Source organism: Collinsella sp. AF39-11AT (genome assembly GCF_003474585.1).
Lineage (GTDB): Bacteria > Actinomycetota > Coriobacteriia > Coriobacteriales > Coriobacteriaceae > Collinsella.
On sequence record NZ_QROG01000004.1, the window covers coordinates 110,766 to 129,362 of the forward strand.

The following is an 18,597-nucleotide window of genomic DNA, read 5'->3' on the forward strand; positions in this document are numbered from 1 at the left end:
CGGTGGCCGTTACCGCGCTGTACGTGCACGTGCCGTTTTGCGCTCAAAAGTGCCGGTACTGCGACTTTGACTCGCGCAGCTTTGCTGCGTGTGATTTGGATGCCGCGCTTGATTCCTATTTTGAGCAGTTGTATGCGCGCCTCGATTCCTTTGGCGACGCCGGGGCGCTTGCGCAGGTCCGCACGGTCTATACTGGCGGCGGCACGCCATCGCTGGCAGGGGAGCGCTTGGTGGAACTTGCCCGGCGTATCTCCATGTGGTGCAAACCCGTTGAATTTACTTGCGAAGCCAATCCTGAGTCCCTGACCGCTGAGCTCGCCTCAGCGCTTGCCGAGGCGGGTGTCACGCGCATCTCTCTGGGCGTGCAAACCCTCGACAATACCGAGCTGGCTGCTATTGGCCGCATTCACGATGCCAATCGGGCACTTGCGGCTATCGCGACGGTGAAGGACGCTGGCCTCGATGCGTCGTGCGACCTGATGTGCGGCCTTCCCGGGCAGACGGCCGCAAGCTGGCGGAGCACGCTCGATGGCGTGCTGGCGGCGGCGCCGCATCATGTATCGGTGTACCCGCTCACGCTCGAGGAGGGCACACCACTCTATCGCATGGCATGCCGTGACGAGTCGCTTGAGCCCGATGAGGATTTCCAGGCCGCATGCATGGACGTTGCGCGCCAGCGGCTGAGTTCGGCCGGCTACCATCCGTATGAGGTGGCGAGCTACGCGCTCGATGGGCATGAATGTGCCCATAATATCGCCTACTGGACTGGTCGGGGCTACCTGGGCCTGGGTCGTTCTGCCGCGGGCATGCTCGACGACGAGGATTTCGACCGCTTGGCTGGACTGTTTCCCGGCGTGGCTCCCCGTGGTGACTTTCACCGCGTGCGTTTGGTACAACGCGACGATGCCGCGACGATGTTTGATGCCGAGTATCTGTCGCGGCGCGAGGCGGCGGCCGAGGACCTGATGCTCGCTTGTCGCATGACGCGCGGTGTTGATTCCGACCTGTTGGTTCGCGCGTCTCGTGTCATCCCTGCCGATGAACTGGCAGCGGCTTGTGATCGCGCTCTTGAGCTTGGGCTTGCCACTTGGGTGCCCGAGCACGGTGATACCCATGCGGGGCCTATCGCCTCTGTCGATGTCATCGCTGGCTGCTCCTGTGCCCGTCTGGCGCCGACCCATCTGGGCTGGCTCGATGGAAATGTTCTGTTCGAGCTGTTTTGGGATCTAGCTTAGGCCGCTCGGGTAGAATTACCGGAATATATACGCTGCTGTGAGCAGGAGGTTGCCGCGCATGGCGACGATGAACGAAAAAGATTACTACGAGATTCTGGGTGTCTCCAAGGACGCCACCTCGCGTGATATTCAAAAGGCCTTCCAGCAAAAGGCCCGTAAGCTCCATCCGGACGTCAATAAAGAGCCGGATGCCGAGGAAAAGTTTAAAGAGGTTTCCGAGGCCTACGCCGTGCTTTCGGATGAACAAAAACGTGCGCGCTACGACGCCATGCGTTCTGGCAATCCCTTTGCCGGTGCTCCTACGGCTTCGCCCTATGGTGGCGGCTACGCCGGCAGCACGGGCTATGGCAATCCCTTTGAGGGCGGCTTTCCCTTTGGTGGCGCCTGGGGCCAGCAGCGTCGCGGCCAGGCTGCCTACAATCCCGAGAACGGCGCCAACGTGGTCGTCGATATCAAACTCGACGCCAAGGAGGCCAAGGGCGGTGCCCGCAAGACCGTCCGCTACACGCGCTTCGATACCTGTAGCAACTGCGGCGGCTCGGGCTCCGTTTCGTCTGAGCATGCCCATACCTGCCCGAGCTGCGGTGGCCGCGGGCACATCGACGTCGACTTGTCCTTCCTGTTTGGTGCGGGCACGTTCCAGTCGGTCTGCCCCGAGTGCGGCGGTTCCGGTAAGGTCGTGGCCGACCCCTGCCCCGATTGCGGTGGCAGCGGTCGTACTCGCGTAACCTCCGAGCAGACGATTGAGTTTCCTGCCGGCACGCACGATGGCGACGAGGTCCGCATTAGCGGCATGGGTCACGCCGGCACTAACGGTGCCGCTGGCGGTGATCTAGTCGGCCGTGCCCATGTCGAGTCCGAGCGCTTGGAAGGCAAAGCTCGTACCGGTTTTTACCTGATGGGCATCGTGGCGCCGTTTTTGGTACTCTCGGCCATCTCGGGCGTGTTCTCGGCCTTTGCCGTGATGTGCTTTATTCCGTTTACCATGGGCCTGTTCATGGTGCTTTCGGACGGCGTGCTTCATCGCAGCCTGCTGTGGTGGAAGCGCGGTGCGATGCAGTTTGCCAACGGTTTTGCCAATGGCTTCATGTTCGCGCTCGTGTCGGTTTGGTTCGCGAGCTGCTCGCAACGGGCCATGCTTTCGCCTTACGGAATGCAATAACATCAAACCCTCTGTTTGCGGTTGGCCCAGCTTGGGTATAGGACGCACTGTGACAATAATGAAAGTCGGAAGGATTCGGTCGTGTCGGAAAATAGGGATTACTACGAGGTACTTGGCGTCGACAAGGATGCCGACGCGCGGACGATTAAGCGCGCGTTTCTAAAGAAGGCCCGTACCGTACACCCGGACGTTTCGGACGACCCCGAGGCCGAGGCCAAGTTCAAGGAGCTCAACGAGGCCTATTCCGTTCTTTCCGATGAGCAGAAGCGTGCTAACTACGACCGTTACGGCACTGCCGACGGCCCTGGTGGTTCGGGCTACGTCGATATCAACGATATCTTTGGTGGTATGGGCATGGACGACTTGTTCTCGTCGTTTTTTGGCGGCGGTGCCGGCGGTGGCGCCCGCAGCCGTCGCGAGCGTCGTCGCGGTCGTGACATGGCCATCTCGCTTTCGGTGACGCTCGAGGAGGCGGCGCTCGGCTGCAAAAAGACAATCAGCTATGACCGCCTTGCTCCCTGCGAGGACTGCAACGGTACCGGTAGGGCCGAGGGTGCACAGGAAAAGCAGTGCAGTCGCTGCCACGGTACGGGCTACGTCACGACGGTTCAGCGATCGTTTTTGGGCCAGGTTCAGTCTTCCTCGCCTTGCCCCGACTGCCATGGCGAGGGCACGGTTATCGACCATCCCTGCGAGACCTGCGACGGTCGGGGCCGCACGCCTTCGCACGAAAAGATCGACATCGATATTCCCGCCGGCGTTTCGACCGGTCGCCAGCTGCGTGTGAGCGGCTTTGGCGAGGCCGGCCTTCGCGGCGAGCCTTCGGGCGACCTGATTGTCAACGTGCGCGTTGCCGACCATGAGCGCTTTAAGCGCAACAGTGACGACCTGTACCTGGTGAGCGATATCTCGATTGCGCAGGCTGCGCTTGGCTGCGAGATCGAGGTCGAGGGCATTATGCCCGACGAGGTCGTTAAGGTGACGGTTCCCGCCGGCGCCCAGTACGGCGACACCGTGAGCGTCAATAATTACGGCATGCCGCGTATCGGCGGTGGCGGTTCGCGCGGTCGTCTGGTCGTGCAGCTGCGCGTGGTCGTCCCCACCAATCTCTCCAACAAGCAGCGCGAGCTGCTTCGCGCCTTTGCCGACGAGATGGGCGATGACGTCGCATCCGGTAAGAAGTCGGTGACCGACCGTATCAAGAGTGCCCTCGACGACATCCTCGATTAAGGAGCCCGTGTGCTCGCACCTCATATCTCTGTTGTCAACCTCGGTTGTCGTGTCAACCGGGTTGAGTCCGACCGTATCACTGCCGATCTTATGCGCTTGGGTTTTGCAATGGTGGAGCCCGAGGATGCAGAGCTGATCGTCATTAACACCTGTGCCGTGACGGGGGAGGCCGAGGCCAAGACCCGTAAGGCCGTCCGCCATGCGCTGGCCTATCCGGGCGAGCCTTACGTGGTCGTAACCGGCTGCGTCGTCAACTTGCATCCCGAGGAGTTGCTGGAGCTCTCCGATCGCGTGATCGCCGAACCGTCCAAGATTGACGTCGCCGAGCGCGTCTGCGAGGTGCTGGGTGTCGAATCCGATAGCGTGCCCGCCTGCAGCGATGGCGACGTGGTCGATGCGCTCGGTCGTTCGCGGCTGGGCGTGAAGATCCAGGATGGCTGCAACCACCGCTGTACCTATTGCATCGTGTGGAAGGCCCGCGGCCCCGAGCGTTCCGTGCCCGTCGAGTCCGTTCTCGAACAGGTGCGCGAAGCCCAGGAGGCCGGCGTGCCCGAGGTGGTGCTGACCGGTGTGAACCTGGGTGCCTACGATGGCAAGAGCGCGACCGACGAGCATGTCGAAATCGATGAGCTGCTCGAGGCCATCATGGAGCGCACGACTATTGCGCATGTGCGCATTTCCTCGGTCGAACCCATGGATATCTCTGAGCGCCTGCTTAAGGTTATGGCGCGCTATCCGCAGCGTATTGCCCCGTTTTTGCACCTGCCCGTACAGTCCGGCTGTACGGCGACGCTGCATCGCATGGGCCGTCCCTATAGTGCCGAGGCCTTTGAGGACACGGTGCGCATGATTCGCGCCATCCTGCCGCAGGCGTCTCTTTCGTGCGACGTCATCGTCGGTTTTCCTGGTGAGACGGACGAGGAGTTCGAGGAGTCGCTGGCGCTGTGCCGCCGCGTGGGGTTCTCGCGTATGCACGTGTTCCGCTACAGTAAGCGTCCCGGTACCCTTGCTGCCGACATGCCCGACCAGGTGCCGCCCGAGGTTATGGCCGAGCGCAGCCGCCGTATGCGAGACGCGGCGCAGGAGCTCGCTATTGCCGATGCTCGTCATCGCGTGGGCACTGTCGAGCGTGCCGTGCTCGAGTATGGTGACAACCTGACGCTCGGTTCGTTCCATCATGCCCGTCTTGACGATACCTGTGGACTTACAGCCCCGTGCCTGCTCGATGTTGCTATCATCGGAGTCGATGATTCCGGCTTGGTCCATGCGCGCAGGGAGGTCCATGGAAGCCTCGAAGATTAGACTTACCGTTCCCGAGGGAGTTGATCCCTCGCGTGTTTTGGGCGCCGGCGACGGCGTCCTTCGTGCGCTCGAGAGCTTGGTTCGCGCTCACGTGGTTGCCCGTGGCGATAGGATCTCCGTGAGCGGCGACCCGGACGAGGTCGAGCTCGTGGCTCGCTTTTTCGAACATGCTTTTCGCGAGGCGGCGGCCGGTCGTACCCTGTCTGCCGACGATGTCTCGCGTTGCCTGGCCGTCTTGCGCGACGGCGAGCATGAGGCCACATCGCTTCGCGATGACGTGCTGCTTTCATACCGCGGTCGTGTCATTCGTCCCAAGACGCTTGGGCAAAAGCGCTATGTGGATGCCATTCGCTCGCATACCATCACCTTTGGCTTGGGTCCTGCCGGTACCGGTAAGACCTATCTGGCCATGGCGCTCGCCGTTGCCGCGCTCAAGCGCCATGAGGTGGGCCGTTTGATCTTGACGCGTCCGGTTGTCGAAGCAGGGGAGAACCTGGGCTTTTTGCCCGGCACCCTCGAGGAAAAGATCGATCCGTACATGCGCCCGCTCTACGATGCCCTTTTTGACATGATGGATCGTGAGCGCACCGATGAGCTTATGGAGCGCGGCGTGATCGAGATCGCCCCGCTCGCCTACATGCGCGGTCGTACGCTGAGCGATGCTTTCGTGGTGCTCGACGAGGCGCAAAATACTACGCCCGAGCAGATGAAGATGTTCCTGACACGCCTTGGATTCAACTCCAAGTTCGTGATTACCGGCGACCTCAGCCAGCGCGACCTGGTGGGTCGTCGTGGTGGCTTGGCGGATGTCGAGAAGATTTTGGGCCGTGTCGACGATGTGGCGTTTGCACACCTGGAGCGCGCCGATGTGGTGCGCCATGCCCTGGTGGGTCGTATCGTTGAGGCATACGATGCTTATGATGACGTGCGTGAGCAGCGCTCGCGCGACCGAAAGGAGTCCCGTTGAGTGTATTGATCAGCAACGATGCCGAGCTCGATACGCTGCTCGACGCGCAGGAAGTGGAGCACATCTGCGAGGTTGTGCTTGCCGCCGAGGGCGTTGAACGTGAAGTCGAGATTTCCCTTTCGTATGTCGACGAGGACGAGATGCACGAGCTCAACCACGAGTGGCGTGGCATCGACCGCACCACCGATGTGCTCTCGTTTGAATGCGACTCGGCCTTTGACGAGGATATTCCCGCCGACGAGACGCTCGAGCTCGGCGATATCATCTTGGCCCCGCAGGTCATTGCCCGTCAGGCCCCCGGCTTTGGCAATAGCCCTGCCGACGAGTGCCGCCTGATGCTCGTACACGGCATGCTGCACCTGCTGGGGTATGACCATATCGAGGACGACGAGGCCGAGGTCATGGAGGCCCGCGAGGACGCCATCCTGCGCGATCTGGCGCTCGAGCGCGGCGAGGACCCCAAGCTAGTCCACGTCGGCCCCATCACCAACCACGCCCACGACTAGGAGCCGTCTATGATTCCCGGATCGAACAAGGACCATCCGTCCTTTTTAAAGTCGTTTTCTTACGCCATGGAGGGCTTCGTCACCGCCGTCAAGACCGAGCGCAACATTAAGGTCATGCTCGTGGCGGGCGTGTGCACCGTCATTGCCGGCTGCATCGTGGGGCTCGACATTGCCGAGTGGGCCACGATTATCATCTGTTGTGGCCTGGTGATTCACGGCGAGCTGTGCAACACCGCTATGGAGGCTATCGTCGACCTAGCGACCCAGGAGCTCCATCCGCTGGCCAAGCGTGCGAAGGACATCGCCGCCGCCTCTGTATACGTTCTTTCCATCACCGCCGCGATTGTGGGCGTGCTGGTATTTGCCCACGCGCTCGGCTTTATTTAGAAAGGGATTCCCATGTCCGACAATATGCAGTCTACCGATGAGATTTTGGACGACGAGTCCCCGGATGCTAAGGCGACCGAGGCCTATGAGGAAGTCGAGGAGTTCGACCCGTTTGAGGGCATGAGCGACGAGGAGCTCGACGCCCTGTGCGATGAGGACGACAGCCTCGCGGGCTTTGGTGACGTGGAGCCCGGTTTCCGCAGTGGCTTCGTGGCCTTGGTCGGCCGCCCCAACGCCGGTAAGTCAACGCTGCTCAACGCCTGCTATGGCAAAAAGGTCGCCATCACCTCGCCGGTGGCCCAGACGACCCGCCGCCGCATGCGCGCCGTCGTCAACCGCCCCGGCTACCAGCTGGTCTTTGTCGATACCCCGGGTATCCACAAGCCCAAGGACGGTCTAGGGTCCGAGCTGAACAAGAGCGCGCTGTTCGAGCTGAACGATGTCGATGTTGTCGCGTTTTTGATTGATGCCACCAAACCGATCGGCAGGGGAGACGCCTGGGTTGCCGAGCGTGTCAAGAATGCCCGTTCCAAGAAGGTCCTGGTGCTCACCAAGGCCGATGAAGCCGACCCCGCACAGGTCATGGAGCAGCTTAAGGCCGCCCACGAGCTTATGGAATATGACGACGAGATCGTGACGTCGTCGGTCAAGAACTTTAACGTCGATGCCTTCATCGAGACCGTTGCGCACTTTTTGCCCGAGGGTCCGCGTTGGTTCCCCGAGGACATGGGTACCGACGCTTCCGACGAGACGCTCGTTGCCGAGTTTGTGCGCGAAAAGGTCTTGCGCCGCACCCGTGATGAGATTCCGCACTCCGTTGGCGTTATTTGCGATGCGCTCGAGCAGACCAAGAAGGTGCTGCGTGTGCACGCCACCATTTATGTCGAGCGTGAGGGCCAAAAGGGCATCATCATCGGCAAGGGCGGCGAGATGATCAAGCATATCGGTATCGACGCCCGTCGCGATCTTGAGCGCATCTTTGGCACGCAGGTCTTTTTGGAGTTGGACGTGAAGGTCAAGGCCGGTTGGCGCGACGACGAGGCTCAGATTCGCCGTTTTGGCTACAACGCCGAGGACTAAGGACGCGCAGCGCGCATGGCAGGCTCCCGGACATATCGCACGAAGGTGCTCGTGCTCGACAAGACCAAGCTCAAAGAGACCGATCTGATTCTGACGATGCTTGACGAGCGGGGTCGCCAGGTTCGTGCCGTGGCAAAGGGGGCCCGCAAACCCGGTGGGCGCTTGGCGGCGCGCTGCGAATTATTCTGTACCGTCGATATGCTGCTCGCACATGGACGCTCGCTCGACGTTGTTTCTCAGGCCGAGCTTTTGGAAGCGCCGGTTGGCGCCGCGCCCGATTACGAGACGACCTGCGCCGCAAGCGCGATTGCCGAGGTCGCGCGCGTGTGCTCATTCGAGGACGCCGAGGACCCGTTTACCTTTGCCATCACGCAGCGGGCGCTCACGCTTGTCGGCTGCGGGCTCGACTCGGCACATATGGACCTGCTCGTGGCGGCCTTTGTCTTTAAACTTCTGTCGCACGTGGGCTATCGACCCGATTTTTCGGCCTGCGTGCTGTGCGGAGACCCCATGCTGTCGTACTTTTCGCCCCAGGCGGGCGGGCTCATGTGCGGTTCGTGCGCGTCGAGCGTTCCGGGTGCCGAGCTGGTTTCGACCGGTGAGGTCGCGTGGCTGCGCGCCCTCATGTCCATGACCTTCGATGCACTCATGGTCGAGCGAATCGACCCGCATACGGCGGCGTTCTTGCTCGGGCTTTCGCATGTGTGGGCTGCGACGCACACCGACCAGCGCCTCCGTGCGATGGAATTCATGTTGGGTCGGTGATGATGCGCATGGGCGGTCTGCTTGTGGTAACATACCGACCTGTTGGTACCTCGACCTTGGATGCTCGCTCCACCGACGGCTTCCCAGTCCGAGGCGAATAGTGTCGCCCGCGGGCGACAAGAAACGAAAGGTGAAACAATGACTGTTTCCAAAGAGCGCAAGGCTGAGCTGACTGCCCAGTTCGGTAACACCCCGGTCGACACCGGCAACCCCAAGGTTCAGGTCGCCATCCTGTCCGAGCGCATCAAGGAGCTGACCGAGCACATGAAGTCCCACCAGAAGGACTTCCACACCCGTCGTGGCCTGCTCATGCTCGTCGGCCGTCGTCGTCGTCTTCTCTCCTACATCAAGAAGAACGACATCGTCGAGTACCGTGAGCTCATCAAGGCTCTGGGCATCCGCGACAACATCCAGTAAGGATTTGTACATGCTAAGAGCGTCCTGCGCAGCGGGGCGCTCTTTTTGTGTAAGGGCGCGAACAATCACGCTCTGAAGCGTGGCGGGGGCAGGGGGTCCGCGTCACATGAGAAGCCCGCAGGCAAGGGGCCTGTGGGGTAAAGGAGAACAATGACACTCGTATCCAAGACCTTTGAGCTGTACGGCAAGACCTACACCTTTGAGTCGGGCGAGCTTGCCAAGCAGGCCACCGGCGCCTGCCTGGTCAAGCAGGGCGACACCACGATGCTCGATACCGTGGTCGTCTCCAAGGAGCGCAAGAACTATGACTTCTTCCCGCTGACCGTCGACTTCAACGAGAAGATGTACGCTGCCGGCCGCATCCCGGGTGGCTACCTCAAGCGTGAGGGCCGTCCCAGCGAGAAGGCCACGCTCACCGCGCGCATGATCGACCGTCCGATTCGCCCGAGCTTCCCGGACGGCTTCCGCAACGAGGTGCACATCGTCGCTACCTCGCTTGTCGCCGACCAGGTCAACCCCTTTGACGTCATCAACGTCATGGGTGCTTCCCTGGCCATGACGCTCGGCGGCGTGCCCTTCGAGGGTCCGCTTGCCTGTGTACGCATCGGCCGCAACGTGGAGACCGGCGAGTTTATCGTCAACCCCACTTATGAGGAGCGCGAGAACTCCGACCTGGACCTGGAGCTGGGCGGCTCTGCCGACTTCATCTCGATGGTCGAGGCCGGCGCCGAGGAGATCTCCGAGGACGACATGCTCGCCGCTATGAAGTTTGGCCAGGAGGCCCTCGCTGCTTTCTGCCAGGCTCAGGATGAGTTCGTCGCCGAGTGGGAGCAGGTCAACGGCCCCATCGTCAAGAAGGAGTACCCGCTCGACCAGCCCGTCGAGGAGGTCCAGGAGCGCATCTTCGCCCACTACGACGAGATGGCAGCCGCCTTGCGCGACGCCGACAAGCTCTCCCGTATCGGCAAGGTCGAGGCTCTGAAGGAGTCCATCCGCGCCGAGTTCACCGAGGAGGAGCAGGCTGCTTGGGAGCGCGAGATCCCCGTGGCGCTCAAGAAGCTCGAGAAGAAGGCCATGCGCACTATGGTCGTCGAGACCGGCGAGCGCGTCGACGGCCGTGCCGCCGACGAGATCCGTCCCATCATGGTGAAGGACAACTACCTGCCGCTCGTTCACGGCTCCGGTCTGTTCCAGCGCGGCCAGACCCAGGTGCTCTCCGTCCTGTCGCTCGGCATGCTCAACGAGGGCCAGCGTCTGGATACCATCGAGCCCACCGAGGGTAAGCGCTACATGCACCACTACAACTTCCCGCCGTTCTGCACCGGCGAGACCGGCCGCATGGGCAGCCCCAAGCGTCGCGAGATCGGTCACGGCAATCTGGCAGAGCGCGCTCTGCTTCCGGTGCTTCCCGACGAGAACGAGTTCCCCTACGCCATCCGCGTCGTCTCCGAGGTCATGGAGTCCAACGGCTCCTCTTCGATGGCTTCGACCTGCGGCTCCACGCTCGCCCTTATGGACGGCGGCGTGCCCATTAAGCGCCCGGTCTCCGGTATCGCCATGGGCCTGATCCAGGAGGAGGGTAAGACCGTGGTCCTGTCCGACATCCAGGGTCTCGAGGACTTCCTGGGCGACATGGACTTTAAGGTCACCGGCACCACCGAGGGCATCACCGCCCTGCAGATGGACAACAAGGCCACCGGCCTCACCTTCGACATCCTGGCCCGCGCCCTGCAGCAGGCCAAGGAGGGTCGCGCCTTCATCCTGCAGAAGATGCTCGATGTGATCCCCGAGCCGCGCCACACCACACGCAGCACCGCTCCGCGCATCGTCTCCATCCAGGTCCCGACCGACAAGATCCGCGACGTCATCGGTTCCGGCGGTAAGGTCATCCGCGGTATTCAGGACGAGACCGGCGCTTCGGTCGACATCCAGGAGGACGGCACCGTCTTTGTCGGCGGCACCGGCGAGTCCGTGGACCAGGCCGTCGAGCGCATCAAGCTCATCATCAAGGTTCCCGAGCCGGGCGAGGAGTACACCGGTCGCGTGGTCTCCATCCAGCCCTTCGGCGCCTTCGTCAACCTGCTGCCCGGTAAGGACGGCCTGCTGCACATCTCCCGCGTCGCCAAGGGCCGCGTGGAGAAGGTCGAGGACGTCCTCAATGTGGGCGACGAGGTCAAGGTCGTCGTCATCGAAGTCGATGACCGCGGCAAGATTTCGCTCGATCGTCTGGATAAGCCCGAGGCCCCGGCTCGCGCCGAGGGTTCCTCCGAGGGCGACGGCGAGCACTTCCAGCGCCGTGAGCGTCCGCGTCGCGAGCGTTCCGAGCGCAGCGACCGTCCGCGCCGTCCCGGTGACAACGGAGGCCGCAAGCCCCGCCGTCACCACGACGCCGAGTAACAGCCGTACATAAGCAGCTCATGCAAGGGCGACTCCTAAGGGGTCGCCCTTTTGTTTGCGCCCGGGAGGGCCGCATATGAAGTTTCCTGCTCTACAGTCCTGCGCAAGACGGAAAGCACATTAAGTGCTTTCCTTTGCGTGCGGAACTCGCGATAAACTTCATATGCGCCCCTCCCGGTCGCAAGCAAAAGGGCTGGTTAGTGCCGCTCGCTATTTAGCTAGACAGTCTATTCAGTAGTCAGATTTCAGATCTGTAGATAGCCGCAGCAGCATCTTCCCAGATAAAACCGACCAAAACAAACCTGTCCCTTTTTGGCAGGTTTCCCGTGGGGCGGGCGCTGATGAAGTTTATCGCGAGTTCCGCACGAACAGGAGGCCACTTAATGTGGCCTCCGTCGTGAGCAGGACTGTAGAGCAGGAAACTTCATCAGCGCCCGCCCCACGGGAAACCGGCGGGATAGACCAGTTCAGATGGGGCTTTGATGCATGGGTGGTCTGTTGTTGTGCAAATGGGTATCATACTGTGGTTATTGCATCGACTCTGCGATGCATATTTGTACGTTCCCGACGGTCGGTTTGCCAGAAGCGCCCCGTCGGTTGTTTCAGACCCGTTTCGAAGAAAGGAAACAACACTAACCTATGGCAGCTAAAAAATCATCTCCCTTGAAGATCATCCCGCTCGGCGGCCTTGACGGCATCGGCAAGAACATGACGGTCTTCGAGTGCGGCGACGACATGGTGCTCGTCGACGCCGGCCTCATGTTCCCGGATGACTCCCAGCCCGGTATCGACCTGGTGCTTCCCGACTACACCTATGTTTTGGAGAACGAGGAAAAGCTCCGCGGTATCGTCGTCACCCACGGCCACGAGGACCACACCGGTTCGCTTCCGTATCTGCTGCAGGACCTCAACAACAAGGTGCCCATCTTTTCGAGCAAGCTGACGCTTGGCTTTATCGAGGGTAAGCTTTCTGAGTTCCGCATCCGCGCACCCAAGTTCCGCGAGGTCAAGGGCGGCAGCCATGTCAACCTCGGCGGCATCTCGCTCGACTTCTTCTCGATGACGCACTCCATCCCCGGCGCTCTGGGCGTGTTCATCCGCACCAATCAGGGCACCGTTATGCACACCGGCGACTTTAAGCTCGACCAGACGCCCATCGACGGCGTCACGCCCGACTATGCCGCTATCAGCCGCTTTGCCAAGCAGGGCATCGACCTGTTGCTGTCCGACTCCACCAATGCCACGGTTCCCGGCTTTACCAAGTCCGAGGCCGAGGTTGGTCCCAACCTGCTACATGCCATCAAGAACGCCCCGGGTCGCGTGTTCGTCGCTTCGTTCTCGAGCCATATCCATCGTTTGCAGCAGATCTGCGATGCCGCCCGCAAGTGCGGTCGTAAGGTCGTTGTGACCGGTCGTTCCATGCTCACCAACACCCGCGTCGCGCGCGAGCTGGGCTACCTCAACATCGACGATGCCGATATCATCGATGCCTTCGATATCGATAACCTGCCCGACGACAAGATCGTCGTCATGTGCACCGGTTCGCAGGGCGAGCCGCTGTCGGCCCTGTCCCGCATGGCCAATGGCGAGCACAAGACGCTCTCTATCCACGAGGGCGATACCGTCATCCTCTCGGCAACTCCCGTTCCCGGCAACGAGAAAGCCGTCCAGCAGGTCGTCAACAGCCTGGCCAAGCTCGGCTGCGACGTGTGGGATAAGAACCGCGCTCTTGTCCACGTCTCGGGCCACGGTAGCCAGGAGGAGCTCAAGCTCCTGATGGCCATGGCCAAGCCCACGTACTTTATGCCGGTTCACGGTGAGGCCGTGCATCTGCGCGCCCATGCCCAGCTTGCCCGCAAGATGGGCATCAAGGACGATCATATCTTTATCCTCGATAACGGCGACACGCTCGAGATGCGCGGCGGTATCGTCAAGCGCGGTACGCCCGTCGAGTCCGGCGTCGTCTACGTCGACGGCCTTCGTATCGGCGATACCGACCCCATCGTCTTGCGCGATCGTCAGAAGCTCGCCAATGACGGTATGGTTACCGCTGTTGCCATCGTCTCGCTTAAACACAAGAAGATCGAGGCCATCGAGTTCTCGGGCCGCGGCGTCTCGTTTGCCATCGACGACCAGTTCTCTGAGGATGCCTCCGCGTCCATCATGAAGACGATCGAGAAGGGCAAGTTCAGCTTTACGAGCAGCGGTTCCGATGCCATTCGCAAGGCCGTGCGCGACTCACTCTCTAACTTTATCTGGAGCCGTACGCGCACTCGTCCGATGATCATCCCGGTCGTCATGGAGGTTTAGTTTGGCGCGCGGATCTGCACAAAACGCCAAAGGCAATAAAGCCAACAACCAACCGGCATCTGCTAAGGGTGCCGGTTCCCATCTTCGTGCCAATAAAGGTCACGAGGCCGACTTCGACGATTTTGAGCCCCTGGTCGAGCCTTCGGCCAACCGCGATATCGCCGGCGTGGTCATTGCCGTTTTGGCGATTGCGTCCTTCATTGCCGTGATTTCGCCGGCGACCGCACCCGTTACGGCTGCGGTTGCCGGTTTCTACCACCTGGGCTTTGGTCTGGGCGCCTACGTGCTGCCGATTGTCATTTTGCTGTTTGCCGCCACGCTCTTTTTAGGCGAGGATTCGCCGCTCAACGTGCGCTCTGTTGCGGGCGGTGCCGTGGTCTTTATCGCCGTCGTCTCCATTCTTTCGCTGATGGTGCCGGGTACGAGCGACTCGTGCGACCTTATGTTCACGCTGCAAAACCTGTCCGCCTCGGGTGGCTACATCGGTGCGTTTATTGCGAGTGCATTGCAGAATGCCCTGGGTAAGCCTATCGCAATGGTGGTCCTATTGGGTCTGGCCGTCGTTGGCTTTGTCATCATCGGCTTTTCGGTGGGCGGCGTTTTGCGCTCTGCCCGCGACCGTGCGGCCGATTTTGCCGAGCGCCGTCGTGCCGACGTCAACGCGAGTCCGTGGGGTGACGACGAAGCCCTGTCGGTGCCCGGCGTTGCCCGTCCGCACCTGAGCATTCTTCGTCAAAAGGGCTCCGATATGGCCGTGACCACGGTGATGGGCAACGATGATGACCTGGTTTTGGACGATGACGACGAGGACGAGGATCCGTTTGTCGACGTGTCCGATGCCGTGGAGGCCGAGCGCGCCAAGACGACGCTGCTGCCGCGCCGTCATGCCAAGAAGAGCAAGACGGCTCCCAAGCTCAATACGAGTGAACCCGACCCGTCTTGGTCCGAGAGCGAGATTGAGCTTACCGAGGGCGATGACGAGGACGACGAGGCTCCGATCGAGACTGCCAAGACGACCTTGCTGCCGCGTCGCCATGCCAGGCGCGGCCAGGTGACCGGCCAGCTTTCGATGGAGGACGATCCGGACAAGGTCGACGAGTCCGAGCCGCCGTTTGCCGTGAATCCCGTCTCGGCCGCCCCTCAAATTCCTGATTTCCTCAAGCATCCCAAGGTTGCCGATGCGTCTGTTGCGAGCGCTGCCGAGGCGTCTACTTCGAGCGATGGGGGAGCGGACAATGCCCCCGCGGATAACGAGGGCGAAGAAGAGGACGGCCTTAAGCTTCCGCCGCTCGAAATCCTGCATGCAAACCCTCAGTCCGCTTCTGCCGCATCTTCGGACAAGGAGCTGGAACAGACCGCCGAGTCGCTGCAGTCCACGCTGCTTGAGTTTGGCCGTAGCGCTCGCGTTGTCGGCTGGATTGCCGGCCCCACGGTGACGACTTTTAAGCTGCAGCCCGGCGAGGGTGAGCGCGTGAGCAAGATTTCGAGCCTTGAGGACGACATCGCGCTGTCGCTTGCTGCTCAGTCCGTGCGTATCTTTGCCCCGATTCCCGGCACCTCGCTCGTGGGTATCGAGATCCCCAATCGCAAGCGTCAGAACGTCAACTTGGGCGACGTGCTGCCCTATGTTAAGGGCGGTCCGCTTGAGCTTGCCATCGGCCGCGACGCCGAGGGCACGCCGGTCGTCGCCGACCTCGCCAAGATGCCCCACCTGCTGATCGCCGGTACCACGGGTTCCGGTAAGTCGGTCATGATCAACTCCATCATCACGACCCTGCTCATGCGCGCGCTCCCCGAGGACGTTCGCTTGATCATGGTCGACCCCAAGCGCGTCGAGCTCGCAGGCTATAACGGCCTGCCGCATCTTTACGTGCCCGTAGTGACCGAGCCCAAGCAGGCCGCGAGCGCCTTGCAGTGGGCGGTGTCCGAAATGGAGCGCCGCCTGAAGGTCTTCGAGCGCCTGAACGTGCGCAAGATCTCGACCTATAACGAAAAGCAGGCCGCCGGCGAGTTTGAGCATTACGATAACCCGCCGCAAAAGATGCCCTACCTGGTCATCATCATCGACGAGCTTTCGGACCTGATGATGGTCGCCGGCAAGGACGTCGAGGCCTCGATTGTGCGTATCGCCCAGCTGGGCCGTGCCGCCGGTATCCACCTTATCGTGGCGACCCAGCGTCCGAGCTCTAACGTGGTGACGGGCCTCATCAAGGCAAACATTACCAACCGTATCGCCTTCAACGTCGCAACGGGCATCGACTCCCGCGTCATCATTGACCAGATGGGTGCCGAAAAGCTCACCGGCTTGGGTGACATGCTGTTCTCAAAGGTCGACTGGGGCAAGCCCCGCCGCATCCAGGGCTGCTTTGTTTCGGATGACGAGATCAACGAGATTGTCGAGTTCGTTAAGTCGCAAAGCGAGCCCGACTACCATGAGGAGATCCTGTCGGCTGTGGCACCTGCCTCCATGTCCATGGCAGGTGGCGGCGGCATCGTGCGAACCGGCGTTGCCGAGCCTCAGGACGACGATCCGCTTATCTGGGAAGCCGCTCATATTGTGGTGGAATCGCAGCTGGGCTCCACATCTGGCCTGCAACGCCGCCTGAAGGTTGGCTATGCGCGCGCCGGGCGTATTATGGACATGCTGGAAGAAAAGGGTGTCGTCGGACCGCCCGACGGTTCCAAGCCGCGCGAGGTTCTGCTGGATGAAGAAGGCCTTGCCACGCTGGAATCCGTCGACGCCGAGATGGCACGTGAAGATCGTGAGTTTGGAGGATTCTGATGGCTGCACGCTTTGGTGACATGCTGCTCGAGCAGCGTCGCCGAATGGGCCTTTCCATTCAGCAGGTCGCCAACACCATCAAAATCAGGCCGCAGATCATCGAGTTTTTCGAGAATGGCAATTTTGCATCGATGCCTCCGCGCGGCTATGCGCAGGGCATGATTTCGAGCTATGCGCGCTTTTTGGGCCTCAATCCGCGGGAGGTCGTCAACGCTTATTTTGACGATCTGATGGCATATGAGCGCGAGACGTCGCAGCAGGGCGGTCGTTTTCAGGACGCCGCCGGCTACGTCAATTCGCGTTCCTCGGTCGACAACGGCCGCTTCCTGATGGTTCAGGGCGGGCGTTCGACGCGTTATGGCCAGCGCCCTCAGCAGGCTGGCTATGTTACCGAAACGGGCTCGAGCGAGGAGATTCGTTCCCAGCGCGATCGTTTTCGCAGCACGCCGGCGCCCGAGGAGCGCGCACTCCCCGCTGCCCGCGGTGTCGCACGTGACCCTCGTGCCGGCTACGGCGATGGTGGTTATTCCGATCGCGGTTGCCGTGGTGTCTCTACCGGACGCTCTCGCGGTGGCTATGCGGACGCCGATGCCACGCAGGTGACGCCGCGTCTTCGCTCTCAATCACAGCCGTATGACCAGCGCTCTTCGGCTCCGCGTTCGGGCCAGCGTGGCTATCAAGGCCGCGGTGAACTTGCGCCCCGCTCGGGTCAGCGCAGCCTTCAGGGCCAGGGCGGCTATCGCGGCCGTTCCGATAGCAATCGCGGTCGTATGCCTCAGGGAGGCGGCCGCAGCAGTTCCGGTCGTGGACGCGGCGGATCCCGTACTCCTCAAAACAACGGGCTCGATCCGCGTATCGTCTACGCCGGCATCGGCGCCGTGGCATTGCTGCTGATTGTGCTCATCGTGGTGCTTCTGCGCGGCTGCGCATCTTCGACGCCCGAGACCACGCCCGAGACGCCCGCTGCCACCAAGACGACGACTAAGAAGTCTTCTAAGAAGACCGAAACGGTCGACGAGGACGAAGACACCGATGAGGCGACGGATGAGTCGACTGATTCGGACGCTACCAAGACGACGGCCAAGAAGGAAGAGAGCGAGGTCACGAAGGTCAAGGTCTCCGTTGCCAAGGGAAAGACCGCGTGGATTGAGGTCAAGGTCGACGGCAAGTCGGTCTATGGCGCCCAGGCGACTGGCCCCTTTGAGCAGGAGTATACGCCCGAGTCCTCGATCGAGATCACCACGTCCAAGCCTTCCGATGTCACCGTTACCAAGAACGGTGAAAAGGTCCGTTACGATACCAAGACCTCGGGCGTGGCGCGCGTGACGATCACCGTTCCCAAGAAGGAGACGTCTGATTCCGAGAATGGTGAAAGTTCTGATGGTACCGACACCACCGATGGTACCGATACCACCGACGGTACCGATACCACCGACGGTACCGATGCCCAGTCCACGGATGGCGCCGATACCGCAACTGACGGTCAGACACCCACCGATTCTACCGACAATTCGTACGATAGCTACTAGGCCGCTCGTACGCGAAAGGAAACATCATGGCTAAAGATTCAAGCTTCGACGTCGTGTCCGAGGTCAATATGCAGGAGGTCGACAATGCCTTCCAGCAGACCACGCGCGAGATTTCCCAGCGCTATGACCTCAAGGACTCCGGCGCCACCATCGAGCTTTCGAAGGGCGACAAACTCTTTACGATCAACGCCCCGGCCGACTTTGTCTCCAAGCAGATCATCGATGTCCTGAGCTCCAAGCTCATCAAGCGTGGCATCGATCTTAAGGCTGTGTCCTGGGATGCGCCTCAGGCTGCCTCGGGCGGCACCGTGCGCGTGCTCGGTCACATCGTCGAGGGTATCGACCAGACGACTGCCAAGAAGATCAATAAGGACATTAAGGATCAGAAGCTCAAGGTCAAGGTGACGATTGAGGCCGACAAACTGCGTGTTTCCTCTGCTTCCAAGGATGCGCTGCAGGCCGTGATCCAGTTCCTGCGCGACCAGGACTACGGTCAGCCGCTGCAGTTCACCAACTACCGCTAATTCA

At 61.3% G+C, this 18,597-nt stretch carries 15 protein-coding genes; all 15 read left to right on the plus strand.

Features of this window, described 5'->3' with window-relative positions:
* Window positions 1-2 precede the first annotated feature (2 nt).
* The 15 genes from hemW (at window position 3) to DW037_RS03190 (ending at window position 18,593) form a co-directional block, all read left to right on the plus strand.
* A complete protein-coding gene (hemW, locus tag DW037_RS03120) occupies window positions 3-1,235 on the plus strand; it encodes a radical SAM family heme chaperone HemW (protein WP_118372809.1) in 1,233 nt (410 codons plus the stop codon).
* Between the two features lie 58 nt (window positions 1,236-1,293).
* On the plus strand, window positions 1,294-2,397 hold the full coding sequence (locus tag DW037_RS03125; RefSeq protein WP_199570264.1) for a DnaJ domain-containing protein: 1,104 nt from the start codon (window positions 1,294-1,296) through the stop codon (window positions 2,395-2,397).
* An 81-nt stretch (window positions 2,398-2,478) separates the two neighbouring features.
* Entirely contained in the window at window positions 2,479-3,627 is a 1,149-nt protein-coding gene (gene dnaJ / locus DW037_RS03130; RefSeq protein WP_117800126.1) for a molecular chaperone DnaJ, read from the plus strand.
* A gap of 9 nt (window positions 3,628-3,636) precedes the next feature.
* Window positions 3,637-4,929, plus strand: coding sequence for a MiaB/RimO family radical SAM methylthiotransferase (locus DW037_RS03135; protein WP_118372810.1), 1,293 nt, complete (start codon window positions 3,637-3,639; stop codon window positions 4,927-4,929).
* Window positions 4,910-5,896 carry a PhoH family protein gene (locus DW037_RS03140; protein ID WP_117800124.1) on the plus strand — a complete coding sequence of 329 codons (987 nt, stop codon included), beginning with the start codon at window positions 4,910-4,912 and terminating at the stop codon, window positions 5,894-5,896. The genes DW037_RS03135 and DW037_RS03140 overlap by 20 nt, the downstream gene beginning before the upstream one ends.
* Complete coding sequence (gene ybeY, locus DW037_RS03145; protein WP_117564282.1) at window positions 5,893-6,402, plus strand: rRNA maturation RNase YbeY; 510 nt, start codon at window positions 5,893-5,895, stop codon at window positions 6,400-6,402. The genes DW037_RS03140 and ybeY overlap by 4 nt, the downstream gene beginning before the upstream one ends.
* A gap of 9 nt (window positions 6,403-6,411) precedes the next feature.
* Complete coding sequence (locus DW037_RS03150) at window positions 6,412-6,789, plus strand: diacylglycerol kinase family protein (RefSeq protein ID WP_117639888.1); 378 nt, start codon at window positions 6,412-6,414, stop codon at window positions 6,787-6,789.
* A gap of 12 nt (window positions 6,790-6,801) precedes the next feature.
* Complete coding sequence (era, locus tag DW037_RS03155) at window positions 6,802-7,869, plus strand: GTPase Era (RefSeq protein WP_187362360.1); 1,068 nt, start codon at window positions 6,802-6,804, stop codon at window positions 7,867-7,869.
* A 15-nt stretch (window positions 7,870-7,884) separates the two neighbouring features.
* On the plus strand, window positions 7,885-8,634 hold the full coding sequence (gene recO, locus DW037_RS03160) for a DNA repair protein RecO (RefSeq protein ID WP_117800123.1): 750 nt from the start codon (window positions 7,885-7,887) through the stop codon (window positions 8,632-8,634).
* Between the two features lie 138 nt (window positions 8,635-8,772).
* A complete protein-coding gene (gene rpsO, locus DW037_RS03165; protein ID WP_035138510.1) occupies window positions 8,773-9,051 on the plus strand; it encodes a 30S ribosomal protein S15 in 279 nt (92 codons plus the stop codon).
* 150 nt (window positions 9,052-9,201) lie between these two features.
* Complete coding sequence (locus DW037_RS03170) at window positions 9,202-11,448, plus strand: polyribonucleotide nucleotidyltransferase (RefSeq protein WP_117583200.1); 2,247 nt, start codon at window positions 9,202-9,204, stop codon at window positions 11,446-11,448.
* A 639-nt stretch (window positions 11,449-12,087) separates the two neighbouring features.
* Window positions 12,088-13,758: a ribonuclease J gene (locus DW037_RS03175; RefSeq protein WP_006235967.1), complete on the plus strand. Its 1,671-nt coding sequence runs from the start codon at window positions 12,088-12,090 to the stop codon at window positions 13,756-13,758.
* 1 nt (window position 13,759) lies between these two features.
* Window positions 13,760-16,540 (plus strand): DNA translocase FtsK, encoded by a 2,781-nt coding sequence (locus DW037_RS03180; protein WP_233503785.1) that lies wholly within the window; start codon window positions 13,760-13,762, stop codon window positions 16,538-16,540.
* Window positions 16,540-18,069 carry a helix-turn-helix transcriptional regulator gene (locus DW037_RS03185; protein ID WP_118372811.1) on the plus strand — a complete coding sequence of 510 codons (1,530 nt, stop codon included), beginning with the start codon at window positions 16,540-16,542 and terminating at the stop codon, window positions 18,067-18,069. Before DW037_RS03180 ends, DW037_RS03185 begins: the two co-directional genes overlap by 1 nt.
* A gap of 26 nt (window positions 18,070-18,095) precedes the next feature.
* Window positions 18,096-18,593: a YajQ family cyclic di-GMP-binding protein gene (locus tag DW037_RS03190; protein WP_117583197.1), complete on the plus strand. Its 498-nt coding sequence runs from the start codon at window positions 18,096-18,098 to the stop codon at window positions 18,591-18,593.
* Window positions 18,594-18,597: the final 4 nt, after the last annotated feature.